This is a genomic window from Paracoccus marinaquae, assembly GCF_018860165.1.
Taxonomy (GTDB): domain Bacteria; phylum Pseudomonadota; class Alphaproteobacteria; order Rhodobacterales; family Rhodobacteraceae; genus Paracoccus; species Paracoccus marinaquae.
Map to the genome: position 1 here is coordinate 1 of NZ_JAHKNG010000032.1, position 12413 is coordinate 12413.

Annotated in this window: 10 protein-coding genes and 1 pseudogene; 7 read left to right on the forward strand and 4 right to left on the reverse strand. The window is 68.4% G+C overall.

The features are described from left to right. Positions 1-460: 460 nt before the first annotated feature. From pheS to KNW02_RS15140, 3 genes and pseudogenes are all read left to right on the forward strand, one after another. Complete coding sequence (pheS, locus tag KNW02_RS15130) at positions 461-1540, forward strand: phenylalanine--tRNA ligase subunit alpha (RefSeq protein ID WP_216034120.1); 1080 nt, start codon at positions 461-463, stop codon at positions 1538-1540. Between the two features lie 173 nt (positions 1541-1713). Beyond that, positions 1714-1983 (forward strand): annotated as a pseudogene (locus tag KNW02_RS15135) (transposase); the annotation flags it as partial. Between the two features lie 144 nt (positions 1984-2127). Continuing rightward, positions 2128-2553, forward strand: coding sequence for a DUF4177 domain-containing protein (locus KNW02_RS15140; protein ID WP_216034121.1), 426 nt, complete (start codon positions 2128-2130; stop codon positions 2551-2553). 30 nt (positions 2554-2583) lie between these two features. On the opposite strand, the gene KNW02_RS15145 is transcribed toward KNW02_RS15140, so the two are convergent. Further along, positions 2584-3024 (reverse strand): MerR family transcriptional regulator, encoded by a 441-nt coding sequence (locus KNW02_RS15145; RefSeq protein WP_216034156.1) that lies wholly within the window; start codon positions 3022-3024, stop codon positions 2584-2586. Between the two features lie 93 nt (positions 3025-3117). On the opposite strand from KNW02_RS15145, the gene KNW02_RS15150 reads away from it, so the two are divergent. Then, on the forward strand, positions 3118-5385 hold the full coding sequence (locus KNW02_RS15150) for a heavy metal translocating P-type ATPase (RefSeq protein WP_216034122.1): 2268 nt from the start codon (positions 3118-3120) through the stop codon (positions 5383-5385). A gap of 19 nt (positions 5386-5404) precedes the next feature. Here the strand turns inward: KNW02_RS15150 and hemC are convergent, their stop codons facing one another. Then, positions 5405-6337, reverse strand: a complete 933-nt coding sequence (gene hemC / locus KNW02_RS15155; protein WP_216034157.1) for a hydroxymethylbilane synthase — start codon at positions 6335-6337, stop codon at positions 5405-5407. 85 nt (positions 6338-6422) lie between these two features. Between hemC and hemE the strand changes: the two genes are divergently transcribed. Further along, complete coding sequence (hemE, locus tag KNW02_RS15160; RefSeq protein WP_216034123.1) at positions 6423-7451, forward strand: uroporphyrinogen decarboxylase; 1029 nt, start codon at positions 6423-6425, stop codon at positions 7449-7451. Continuing rightward, the gene (locus KNW02_RS15165) at positions 7448-8323 is read left to right on the forward strand and encodes a DMT family transporter (protein WP_216034124.1); all 876 of its coding nucleotides are present in this window, start codon (positions 7448-7450) and stop codon (positions 8321-8323) included. The genes hemE and KNW02_RS15165 overlap by 4 nt, the downstream gene beginning before the upstream one ends. Positions 8324-8337: 14 nt before the next feature. Here the strand turns inward: KNW02_RS15165 and KNW02_RS15170 are convergent, their stop codons facing one another. Further along, positions 8338-10062 carry an ABC transporter permease gene (locus KNW02_RS15170; RefSeq protein ID WP_216034125.1) on the reverse strand — a complete coding sequence of 575 codons (1725 nt, stop codon included), beginning with the start codon at positions 10060-10062 and terminating at the stop codon, positions 8338-8340. A 103-nt stretch (positions 10063-10165) separates the two neighbouring features. Between KNW02_RS15170 and KNW02_RS15175 the strand changes: the two genes are divergently transcribed. Beyond that, positions 10166-11035, forward strand: a complete 870-nt coding sequence (locus KNW02_RS15175) for a hypothetical protein (RefSeq protein ID WP_216034126.1) — start codon at positions 10166-10168, stop codon at positions 11033-11035. Here the strand turns inward: KNW02_RS15175 and KNW02_RS15180 are convergent, their stop codons facing one another. Then, entirely contained in the window at positions 11036-12271 is a 1236-nt protein-coding gene (locus KNW02_RS15180; RefSeq protein ID WP_216034127.1) for an AGE family epimerase/isomerase, read from the reverse strand. Between the last annotated feature and the right edge of the window lie 142 nt (positions 12272-12413).

Genomic DNA, 12413 nt, shown 5'->3' on the forward strand with positions numbered 1-12413 from the left:
GCTCGCAGCGTCGTTATTCTCGGTCATGGCGTGGTCTCCCTGGCGGTTGCAGCCGCTGTTTGGGTGGGTGTCAGTTCACCCGGAGATTACGCCGCCAGCCAATTTCCACCACTTCCGAGACACGACCGCTTCGCCGCTTGAGTATCTGAAACTGCATGGGCCGGATCAGATACACAGAGTTCCTGACACTCCCGGGACATTTCGCACGATTTTGCCCGCATAGATTTCAGTCGCGCCACCGGCCGCTTTGTCCCGCATAGCAGACCCTCAGCCGCTATCCTGCGACACGTGCCACCGGAATGCACGGCAGGCCTGCGGGATGCTGCAACCGCCCGGGGGAGCCTTTCAGGCCCCCGATTCCGGGCCGGGGCGGATCCGGGGGCCTTTCGCCTTTGCCCCGGCCTTCCCCCGACCCTCGACAAGTGCTAACCGGGGCGCGACAGCGACCCGAGGCATGACGATGGACGATCTGACCCCCCTGCGCCAGCAATGGCTTGACCGCATCAAATCCGCCGCCGACCCGGCCGCGATCGAGGATGTGCGCCTCGCCGCCCTCGGCAAGAAGGGCGAGATCAGCCTGAAGATGCGCGAACTGGGCCGCATGACGCCCGAGGAACGCCAGACCACCGGCCGCGCCCTGAACGAGCTCCGCGACGAGATCGACAGCGCCCTGCGCGCCCGCAAGGCCAGCCTCGACGACGCCGCGCTGGAGGCCCGCCTTGCCGGCGAATGGCTGGACGTGACCCTGCCCGGCCGGCCGCGCCCGCAAGGGACGATCCACCCGGTCAGCCAGGTCATGGACGAGGTCACCGCGATCTTCGCCGATATGGGCTTCGCTGTCGCCGAAGGCCCGCAGGTCGAAACCGACTGGTACAATTTCGACGCGCTGAACATCGCCCCCGAACATCCCGCGCGGCAGGAACACGACACCTTCTTCATGCACCGCGCGCCCGGCGACAACCGCCCGCCGCATGTCCTGCGCACCCATACCTCGCCGGTCCAGATCCGCGCCATGCAGGATCAGGGCGCGCCGATCCGCATCATCGCGCCGGGCCGCGTCTACCGCATGGACATGGACCAGACCCACACGCCGATGTTCCACCAGATCGAGGGTCTGGCCATCGACCGCGACATCTCGATGGCACAGCTGAAATGGGTGCTGGAGGAATTCTTCAGCGCCTATTTCGGCACCCGCGTGAAGACCCGCTTCCGCGCCAGCCATTTCCCCTTCACCGAACCCTCGGCCGAGGTCGACATCCAGTGTTCCTGGGAAGGCGGCACGCTGAAGGTGGGCGAGGGTGACGGCTGGCTCGAGGTCCTCGGCTCGGGCATGGTCCACCCGCATGTCCTGCGCTCGGGCGGCATCGACCCGGATCATTGGCAGGGCTTCGCCTTCGGCATGGGCATCGACCGCATCGCCATGCTGAAATACGGTATCCCCGACCTGCGCGCCTTCTTCGAATCGGACCTGCGCTGGCTGAGGCATTTCGGCTTCGCCCCGGGCGACGTGCCGTCGGTGGCGGGCGGGCTGAACAGGTGAACTAAAGTTCGAGTGGAAGCAATTTCAAAGACCTCATCGAGAGCCTGCCCATCGTTATCCTATCGGTCTCGGTGATCGCGCTAAAGTCTTTCGTCCAAACGCTGAATCGTTTGTGCTTCCGGCTCGCCCGCGGCATCAGGATCAGCATGGGCGGCAAGGGTGCCGGGCGCGACAACGTCTTCGCCGATGGGGCCTATGCCGGACCGAAACTGCGCGAGGCGCTGATCGGGATCGGCAGATGGACCATCGAGATCGTCAAGCGATCCGACGCGGCGCAAGGCTTCGAAGTCCTGCCCCGAAGATGGGTGGTCGAACGCACCTTCGCCTGGCTGGGGAAATGCCGCAGGTTGGCAAAGGGTTGGGAGAAAACCATCAGGAGCGCAGAGGCATGGGTCCTCATCGCTCATATCAGGCGAATGACCAAGGCAATCATAACTGACTGAAATCTCTCACCCCATTTGGATCGGATTCTCAATTCGATCGACAAGTTGGTCGCCCCGCGTTCACGATTGACTGTCGGCGCGCGCACTTTTCTTGCCCGGCCAATTGCCCTATCACTGGCGGCAACGATCTGGCAGGACCATTCCATGCGCTATGAATATACCGCCATCCCCGCCCCCTTGCGCGGCGAAAAGGCCCGCGAGGCCAGGACCCCCGGTGATCGCTATGCACTGGCCCTGACCGCCGAACTGAACCGGATGGCCGCCGATGGCTGGGAATACATGCGCGCCGATGTGCTGCCCGCGGAAGAACGCAGCGGCCTGACCGGGCGCAGCACGGTCTATCACAACCTGCTGATCTTTCGCCGCGCATCCGGCGCAGCGACGCCCGGCGGCGCGCAGCCTGCCGCCGCAGACACAGCGCCCCCGGCGACCGCCGCGCGCGACGAGGCGCCCTTGCCGCCCGCCGATCCGGCGCCCCGTCGCGAAGCGGCGGCCCGGGACGAGGAGGCCCCCGCCCCTGCGGCAGATCGCGCTGAGCCGGTCACGACAGGCGGATCATCGGACAACTGAACCCGGGGCCCCGCACCGTTGCGGTAAGGGTCACATCACCGGCGCGGCGTCTTGCAGCCGATGCTCGCCGGTGCAAAGCGAGTGGTCGCCCAGCACCTCGATCACCCGGCAATCGGCGATGCAGCCGCCGGCGCATTGGGCCAGCATGCGCTCAAGCTCGGCCTTCAGCGCGACCAGCCGGGCAATGCGCGCCTCGACATCGGCCAACTGGATCTTCGCGATGGAATCGGCCGCCGCGCAGGGCTGGTCGGGGCCGTCGGAGAGGCTGAGCAGGTCGCGGATCGCCTCGATCGGAAAGCCCAGATCGCGGGCATGGCGGATGAAGGCCAGCCGGTCCAGCATCGCCCGGTCATAGAGCCGCTGGTTGCCCGCGCTGCGTTCCGGCTGCGGCAACAGGCCGATCTGCTCGTAATAGCGGATGGTCGGCACCTTCACCCGGGCTGCCCCGGCAAGTTTTCCGATGGTCAGCATCATTTTCCCCTTGAAGCTATAGTTGCTAGAGACATTAGCTTTCTGATTCGTCGGGGGCAAGTCATTCGTGCCCCGAGGAATTGCGAGGCCAAGATGAGCAGCGAGACGAAGACAACGGAAACCTGCGAATGGACCGTGACGGGCATGGATTGCGGATCCTGCGCGGCCAAGATCAAGGATGCGGTCATGCGCCTGCCCGGCGTCAGCGGCGCCGAGGTCGCCCTGATGACCGAACGCCTGAAGCTGACGCTGGAAGAGGGCGCCACGCCGCGCGAAAAGGTCGAGAGCACGGTGCGTGCCCTTGGCTATCAGATCGCGCCGCGCCGCGCCGGCGCCACCGGCCCGCGCGCCGCGCCGGCCTGTTCGGGCCACGATCACAACCATGATCACGATCATGACCATGACCACGATGCCGGCGACGCGCCGGCTTCGAGGGGCGACGCCGGCCATGGCAGCCCGGGTCATGTGCATGACGATCCCGCCGATCGCGGCAAGCACTGGTACCAGACCGGCAAGGGCCGGCTGGTGATCTTCACCGCGCTGCTGCTGGGCGCGGCCTGGGCGGTGCAGATGCTGACCTCGTCCGGCATCGGCAAATGGGCCTTCACCGCGGCCTGCCTGATCGGCGTCGCCCCGATCGCCCGCCGCGCCTGGACCGCGCTCAGGCTGGGCCAGCCCTTCACCATCGAAAGCCTGATGACCGTCGCCGCCATCGGCGCGCTGTTCATCGACGCCGCCGAAGAGGCCGCGCTGGTCGTGTTCCTGTTCGCCGTGGGCGAGGTGCTGGAAGGCGTTGCCGCCGGCAAGGCGCGCGACGGCATCCGGGCGCTGGCCAATCTGGTTCCGAAGACCGCGCTGCTGGAAACCGGGGGCGGCACCCGCGAAGTGCCCGCCGACAGCCTTGCCATCGGCCAGACCGTTCTGGTCCGTCCGGGCGACCGCATCCCCGCCGATGGCGAGATCGCCGAGGGCATCTCGGGGATCGACGAAAGCCCGGTCACCGGCGAAAGCGTGCCGGTGACGCGCGGACCCGGCGAGGCGGTCTTCGCCGGCTCGATCAATACCGAGGCGGTGCTGCGCGTCACCGTCACCCGCGCCTCCGAGGACAACACCATCTCGCGCATCATCCGGCTGGTCGAGGAAGCCGAGGAGGCGCGCGCGCCGACCGAGCGTTTCATCGACCGTTTCAGCCGCTGGTACATGCCGGCCATCGTCGCGCTGGCGGCGCTGGTGATCCTGCTGCCGCCGCTGGCCTTCGGGCAACCGTGGGAAACATGGGTCTATCGCGGACTTGCGCTGCTGCTGATCGGCTGCCCCTGCGCATTGGTGATCTCGGTCCCCGCCTCGATCGCCTCGGCGCTGTCCAGCGGCGCCCGGCGCGGGTTGCTGATGAAGGGCGGCGCCGTGATCGAGGCCGCGGCAGCAGCCCATCGCGTGGCCTTCGACAAGACCGGCACCCTGACCCATGGCCGCCCGAAAGTGACCGATACCGTCACCTTCGGCGACACCACCGAGGCCGAGTTGCTGGCCGTCGCGGCCGGGGTCGAAACCGGCTCCAGCCATCCCCTCGCCCGGGCGATTCTGGATCATGCCGAGGCAGCAGGCATTGCGCCCCTGGCTTCAAGCGACGCCCGCGCGCTGGCCGGCAAGGGGGTGACGGCAATGGTTGCGGGTACTGCCGCCTGGGTCGCCTCGCCCCGGCATGCCGCCGGGATCGGCGGGCTGGACGAGGCCGGACGCCAGCGGGCAACGGGCTTCGAGGACGAGGGCAAGACCGCCGTGGCGGTGTTCCGCGACAACCACCCGCTGGGCCTGATCGCCATGCGCGACGAGCCGCGGGCCGATGCCGCCGAGGCGGTCCGTCAGCTGCAGGCGATGGGGGTCTCGGCCGTCATCCTGACCGGCGACAACCCGCGCACCGCGGCCGCCATTGCCGGCGGGCTGGGGATGGAGTTCCGGGCCGACATGCTGCCCGAGGACAAGCTGGCCGCGATCCGCGACATGGCCGCCAATGGTGTGATGATGATCGGCGACGGCATCAACGATGCGCCGGCGCTGAAACAGGCATCCGTCGGGGTTGCGATGGGATCGGGCACCGATGTGGCGCTGGAGACGGCCGATGCGGCGATCCTGCGCGACCGGGTGACCGACGTGCCGGCATTGATACGGCTGGCCCGCGCCACCATGCGCAATATCCGCCAGAACGTGACCCTGGCTCTGGGCCTGAAGGCGGTCTTTCTGGTGACCTCGGTTCTGGGCATCACCGGGCTGTGGCTGGCGATTCTGGCCGATACCGGCGCGACCGTGCTGGTCACCATGAACGCGCTGCGGCTGCTGGCCTTCCGGCCCGAGCGCGTCTAGATCCCGCGTTGGCCCCGGCTCAGGGGCCGGTGAAAAAGCCCGGCCCCGCTCTGGTCAGCAGTTCCTCGGCCAGATCCTGCCCCATGGCGGCGGCGGCGGCGATCTCGCCCTCGCGCTGGCCGCTGATCGACACCGACCCGTCCGGCAGCAGGATCTCGCCGCGCAGGATCAACCGGTCGCCGGCCAGTTCGGCCAGCCCGCCGATCGGCGTCTGGCAGGACCCGTCCAGCCGCGCCAGAAAGGCCCGTTCGGCGGTCAGGCGCTGCCCGGTCGGGACATCGTGGATCGGCTCCAGCAATGCGGCGATCAGGGGATCGTCGGCCCGACGCTCGACCCCGATGGCGCCCTGCGCGACGGCGGGCAGCATCTCGGCCGGGTCGATGGCGCTGCGGGCGACCTGCGGCATCCCCAGCCGCCGCAGCCCCGCCATCGCAAGGAAGGTCGCCGCCGCCACGCCATCTTCCAGCTTTTTCAATCGCGTCTGAACATTTCCGCGAAACTCCACCAAGGTCAGGTCCGGCCGGCGATGGGCCAGTTGCGCGCGCCGCCGCAGGCTGGACGAGCCGACCACCGCCCCCTCGGGCAGCTCGGCGATCGAACCGAAATGCGGGCTGACGAAGGCATCGCGCACATCCTCGCGCGGCAGCAGGCAATCGATGATCAGCCCGTCCGGTTGCAGGGTCGGCATGTCCTTCATCGAATGCACGGCGATGTCGATCTCGGACGCCGTCAGCGCCTCCTCGATCTCGCGCGTGAACAGCCCCTTGCCGCCGATCTCCTTCAGCGGCCGGTCGGTGATCCGGTCGCCGGTCGTCTTGATGACGACGATCTCGAAGGCTTCGGCGGGCAGGCCGTGGACGGCCATCAGCCGGGCGCGCGTCTCATGCGCCTGCGCAAGCGCCAGCACCGAGCCGCGGGTGCCGATCTTCAGGGGGTGCGAGGGGTCGGGCATCTGTGTCATGGCCCTGCCATAGCCGCCGCCGGGCTGCTTGACAACGCCCGTCGCCTCGACTTGATGGGGCGGGCAAGGAGGCCCCATGACCAAACTTCTGCTGCGCGCGCTGGCGGGCGAGACACTGCCCACCCCGCCGATCTGGATGATGCGCCAGGCCGGGCGTTACCTGCCGGAATACCGCGCCACCCGGGCGCAGGCGGGCGACTTCCTGTCGCTGTGCTACAATCCCGATCTGGCCGCCGAGGTGACGCTGCAGCCGATCCGCCGCTTCGGCTTCGACGCGGCGATCCTGTTTGCCGATATCCTGCTCTTGCCGCAGGCCCTGGGGGCGGATCTGTGGTTCGTCACCGGCGAGGGGCCGCGCCTCTCGACCATCACTGATGCCGCCGGGGTGGCGGCGCTGAAACCGGCCGGGGACATTCACGACCGGCTGGCACCGGTCTATGAGACGATCCGCATCCTGACCCGCGAACTGCCCGCCGAGACGGCCCTGATCGGCTTTGCCGGCGCGCCCTGGACGGTCGCCACCTACATGATCGCCGGGCGCGGCACCCCCGATCAGGGGCCGGCCCATGCCTTCAAGGCGGCCGACCGCGCCGCATTCTCCGCATTGATCGACCGGATCACCGAGGCGACGGTCCTGTACCTGTCCGCGCAGATCGAGGCCGGGGCCGAGGTGATCAAGCTGTTCGACAGCTGGGCTGGCAGCCTGGGCAGCGCGGATTTCGACGATTTCGCCATCGCGCCGACCCGCCGCATCATCGCGGCGCTGAAGGCGCGTCATCCCGGCATCCCGGTCATCGCCTTCCCGCGCGAGGCGGGCGGGCGCTATGTCGGATTCGCCCGCGCGACCGGCGCCGATTGCGTGGCGCTGGACAATTCCGTCAGCGCCGAATGGGCCGCGGCGCATGTGCAGACCGACGGCTGCGTGCAGGGCAATCTGGCGCCCCGGCACATGGTCACCGGCGGGGCGGAACTGGTGGCCGAGGCGCAGCGGATCACCCGCGCGTTGCGCGGCGGGCCGCATGTGTTCAACCTCGGCCATGGCATCACCCCGGAGGCCAGCCCTGACAATGTCGCGGCCATGATCGAGGCCGTCCGCAGCGCATGATCTGGGTCGCGGCCACCCTGATCGCGGCGGTCGCCCAGACAGGACGCAACGCCGCGCAGGCCGGACTGACCGGGCGCATCGGCACCATCGGCGCGACCGCCGTGCGCTTCATCTTCGGCCTGCCCTTCGCGGCGCTGGCCCTGCTGGTCCTGTCGCCCTTCGTGAGCCTGCCCCGCCTCGATGCGACCGTGCTTGGCTGGGCCGCGCTTGGCGCCGGCGCACAGATCGCCGCCACCGCCTTCATGCTGCTGACCATGCGCGGCCAGAGCTTTGGCGTCGCCACGGCGCTGATGAAGACCGAACCGGTCACGCTGGCGCTGATCGGCGCGCTGATCCTGTCCGAGCCGCTGGGACCGGCGCGGCTGGGCGCGATCGGTCTGGCCACGCTGGGGGTGGTGCTGGCATCGGGGGCGACATGGTCACGGGTGGCGATGCGCCCGGTGCTGACCGGGGTGGCGGCGGGGGCGCTGTTCGGCCTCTCGGCCATCGGCTTTCGCGGCGCGCTTCTGGCCCTGCCCGAAGGCGGCTTCTTCCTTCGCGCCCTGAGCGTTCTGGTGCTGACGCTTGCCCTGCAATCGGCGGTCATGCTGCTCTGGCTGGCGCTGGCCGACCGTCCCGCCCTGCGCGGCATCAGGGGCGAATGGCGGATCTCGCTGACCGCCGGCGCGCTTGGCGCCTTTGCCTCGCTGTTCTGGTTCATCGGCTTTGCGCTGACGCCGGCCGCCAATGTCCGCACGCTGGCGCTGGTCGAGGTGGTCTTCGCGCAGATGGTCTCGGGCCGGCTGTTCCGCGAATCGACGGGCCGGCTGCAACTGGCCGGAATGGCGCTGATCATCCTTGGCGTGGGCTGGCTGCTGGCCGTGGCCGCATAGGGCACCTTCGCCTCCTACTGCCCGCGTCGCCCTGCCCGCTTCCCGCCCGATCCGTGCGGTCCCAGATTGGCCCGTGCCAGAAGCGCCACCGCCAGCAATCCCATTCCCATCACCAGCAATGCGGCCGGCGCAGCATTGCCAAGATCCTCGAGGCTGGCCTGCTCATGCGCGCGTGTCGCCAGCGTCTCGTAATTGAACGGCCGCAGCAGCAGCGTGGCCGGCAGTTCCTTGGCCGAATCGACGAACACCAGCAGCAGGGCCGAACCGACGGAACCGCGCATCAGCGGCAGGAACACATCGCGCAGGACCCCGCCAGAGCCGCGCCCGAGCGAGCGCGCCGCCATCGGCAGCGAGGGCGAGACCCGGGTGAAGGCGCCGTCGATGGCGCCCTGCGCGATGGCGAAAAAGCGAACCAGATAGGCCAGGACGATGGCCGCGCCGCTGCCGGTCAGGATCAGCCCCGGATCGGTGCCGGTCAGCATCAGCCAGCCGTCGGCGACCCGGTGATCCAGCGCCGCCAGCGGGATCAGGATCCCCACCGCCAGCACCGCGCCCGGCGCCGCATAGCCGACCATCGTGACCGGCAGCAGCAAGCGCGGCAGCGCCCGTCCCGACAAGCGCACACCATAGACCATGACCAGTCCCAGCCCCACCGTCAGCAGGGCCGCGATGCCGCCAAGGCTGACCGTGTGCCAGGCGGCGCGGATCAGTCCCGGCGTGATCCAGCCCTCGGGATAGGCCAGCGCATAGCGCAGGATCACCGCCACCGGCAGCAGGAAGCCAAGCGCGAAGGGCAGGCTGCAGGCGATCCCGGCCGCCAGCCCTGCCGCCCCGCTCAGCGGCTGGCGCAGGACCGGGCGCGGCTGGCGCGCGCTTTGGTGATAGCGGGCGTTCCGGCGGCCAAAGCGTTCCCAGAGGGCGAGAATCACCACGACCAACAGGATCACGCAGGCGATCTGCGCCGCCCCGCCGGCGTTGCGGCGTTCGAGCCAGGTGGTGAAGATCCCGGTGTTCAGCGTCTGCACGCCGAAATAGCTGACCACGCCATAATCGGCGACCGCCTCCATCATGGCGATGGCCGAACCGGCGACGATGGCGGGCCGGGCCAGCGGCAGGCCGACGCGGCGGAACAGCGCCCAGGGCCCCGAGCCGAGTGCGCGGGCGACCTCGTAGGCGCTGCCCGACTGTTCGTGCAGCGCCGCGCGGGTCAGCAGATAGACATAGGGATAAAGCGCCGCGGCCAGCACGATGATCGACATCTCGATCGAACGGACGCGCGGAAACCAGTAATCGCGCGCGCTGGCCCAGCCGAACCAGCCGCGCAGGGCGGTCTGGACCGGGCCGGAATAGTCCAGAAAATCGGCCAGCGCATAGGCGCCGATATAGGCCGGCACCGCCAGCGGCAGCAGCAGCAGCCATTCCAGCGCCCGCCGACCGCGAAAGTCATACATGCTGACCAGCCAGGCCGACCCGGCGCCCATGGCGGCGGCCAGCGCCCCGGTTCCCGCCGCCAGGATCACCGTGTTCAGCATATAGCGCGGCATCACCGTGGCCAGCAGATGCGGCCAGATATTCTCGGTCGGATTGAGCGCCATCCAGGCCACCGCCGCGATCGGCATCAAGACCAGCCCGGCAATCAGGACCGCCGCAACGGACCAGCCGCGCCCTCCGGTCTGACGAAGCGCGTGGTCATGGCGGCGGCGCGAAAGCCCCGGCCGGGAAGGTTCGCCGGCAGTCATCTTCCGGGCGATACTGCAAACCGGTTTGACTGTCCACGAATGCCCGCTAATCTGCGCTCGCCACACCAAATGGTTGCAAGAACAAACGGACGGGCAGGCTTGAATGCAGATGGTCTTTCACCTCGGGGTGCATGGCACCGATGGCGACAGGTTGCTGAAGACACTTTTGAACAACCGCGCCTGGCTGTTGCAGAATGCGACCGAGGTGGTGCCCCCGGCCCGCCATCGCGGGTTGTTCGAAGAGGCGATGATGGCGCTGAACGGCGGTCCCGCCACGCCCGAGATGCAGCATATCATGATGGATGCGATGCTGGAGAGCGAGGCGCCGCACCGGGTCGTCATGTCCTCGCCCTCGCTGCTGGGCACGCCCTCGCGCGCGGTCGGGCCGCAGGGGCTGTATCCCCAGATCGGCGCCCGGGTCGCGGCGCTGGCCAACCTGTTCCCGCAGACGCAGAGCGAATTTTTCCTGGCAATCCGCAATCCGGCCGTGCTGCTGACCAAGCTGGCGCCACAGATCGGCGGCTACGAGGCGATGATGCAGGGCTGCCCGCCGCAGGCGCTGCGCTGGCGTGATACCATCCGGCGGCTGGTCAGTGCGGCGCAGGGCCGCCGCGTGGTCATCTGGTGCCACGAGGACGTGCCGATGATCTGGCCCGAACTCATCCGGCTGACCGGCGACATGTCCCCGGATGCGCCCCTGTCGGGCGGCCTGCTTTACATGCACGAGTTGCTGGGCGATGCCGGGCTGGCCAAGCTGCGCGCGGCGCTTGGCGGGCGCGATCAGCTGACCATCGCCCAGCGTCGGCGCATCCATGCCGAGATCCTGCAACAGCATCTTCTGCCGGACGCGCTGGACGAGGATATCAACCTGCCGGGCTGGACCCAGGATCTGGTCGATGAGGTGACCGACAATTATCGCGCCGACGTGGCCGAGATCGCGGTGCTGCCCGGGGTCGAGTTCATCCTGCCCTGATCAGGCCCCGGCCAGGCTGGACGACATGCGCGAAATCCCCGGTGCCAGCGGAAACAGGACCGCCTGAATCGCGTGATAGATATCGGGCTTGCCGCCGAACTGGATCGAGGTCGGCTTGCCGTCGCTGTCGATCTCGGGGAACCAGCCGCCGCGACGATGGTCGATGAAATGGCTGTCGGCAAAGCTCCACAGCCGCCGATACCATGCCTCGTCAGTCGCTTGCGGCGCGAACTTCAGAAACGCAGCCAGAACCCCGATGGCCTCGGTCACCGGCCACCAATAGCGCGACCGGATCGCCGGCCTGCCATCGAAATCCAGCGTGTAGATCAGCCCGCCGCGGGCCTCGTCCCAGGCGTCGGCCAGCGCCTGCTCCATCACCTTGCGGGCGATCCCGGGCGCGTCGGTCGCCGGGCGCCCGCGCAGATCCCAGTATTGCAGCAGCAGCCGCGCCAGTTCGAAGGAATGGCCGGGCGTCGTGCCGGCCGGGCGGAACATCGGATCGCCGGCATAATCGCGGTCGATCCGCCAGTCCTGGGTATAATGCTCGGGCAGCCGCCAGCCGTGTTCCGGCGCGATCCGGCCCATGAAGACATCGAGGATGCGGCCGGCGCGGTCCAGATACACCTCGCGCCCGGTCGCCTCATGGGCGGTCAGCAGCGCCTCGACCCCGTGCATATTGGCATTCATGCCCCGATAGTCGCTGAACGGAGTCCAGTCACGGTTCCATTCATCGGCAAAAAGGCCGTGATCCTCTTCCCAGAAGTGCCGGTCCAGAGCCGCGCTGACATCCTCGATCAGGCGGTCCGCATCCGGGTGGCCGGCCTGTTTCGCGCTGGCACCCGCCAGCAGAACGAAGACATGGCCATAGGCCAGCTTGCGCTGATCCGCGACCTCATCGCCATCCAGCGCCCAGTGATAGCCGCCATGCGCGCTGTCGCGATGGTGGCTCCAGAGATAGGCCATCCCCTGATCGATGATCGCCTCGCAATCGGCGAAACCCGCCAGCTTGCCCAGGGCGTAGGAATGGATCAGCCGCGTCGTCGTGTGCAGTTGCTGCACGCTGTCGGGAAGTGCTGTCCCGTCAAGGTCCAGCACATGAAAGCCTGCCCCGTCGCGCAGGCTGGCACGGAAGAAATCGAACTGGGTCCGGGCATCCCGCAGCAGCCAGTCGCGATGGGCCGGCTGGTCAAGCCAGGAAACGCTGTCATCGAGGTCAGGATGCTGCGGGGTTGTCATCACGAATCCAGTGTCTGCTTACGGGTTATGTCGGGGATGGCGGCGCGGGTGGCCGCGGATGCTCGGAGCGCCGGTTTTCTTCGCGGCGGCATCCTATCTTTGGCCCCGCGAATAGGGAAGATCCGAATACCCGCTGATGGCG

Bases quoted from the DNA above. Each gene is read 5' to 3' on its own strand.
- pheS (WP_216034120.1), top strand. From the start codon at position 461: ATGGACGATCTGACCCCCCTGCGCCAGCAATGGCTTGACCGCATCAAA.
- KNW02_RS15140 (WP_216034121.1), top strand. From the start codon at position 2,128: ATGCGCTATGAATATACCGCCATCCCCGCCCCCTTGCGCGGCGAAAAG.
- KNW02_RS15145 (WP_216034156.1), bottom strand. From the start codon at position 3,024: ATGCTGACCATCGGAAAACTTGCCGGGGCAGCCCGGGTGAAGGTGCCG.
- KNW02_RS15150 (WP_216034122.1), top strand. From the start codon at position 3,118: ATGAGCAGCGAGACGAAGACAACGGAAACCTGCGAATGGACCGTGACG.
- hemC (WP_216034157.1), bottom strand. From the start codon at position 6,337: ATGCCCGACCCCTCGCACCCCCTGAAGATCGGCACCCGCGGCTCGGTG.
- hemE (WP_216034123.1), top strand. From the start codon at position 6,423: ATGACCAAACTTCTGCTGCGCGCGCTGGCGGGCGAGACACTGCCCACC.
- KNW02_RS15165 (WP_216034124.1), top strand. From the start codon at position 7,448: ATGATCTGGGTCGCGGCCACCCTGATCGCGGCGGTCGCCCAGACAGGA.
- KNW02_RS15170 (WP_216034125.1), bottom strand. From the start codon at position 10,062: ATGACTGCCGGCGAACCTTCCCGGCCGGGGCTTTCGCGCCGCCGCCAT.
- KNW02_RS15175 (WP_216034126.1), top strand. From the start codon at position 10,166: ATGCAGATGGTCTTTCACCTCGGGGTGCATGGCACCGATGGCGACAGG.
- KNW02_RS15180 (WP_216034127.1), bottom strand. From the start codon at position 12,271: ATGACAACCCCGCAGCATCCTGACCTCGATGACAGCGTTTCCTGGCTT.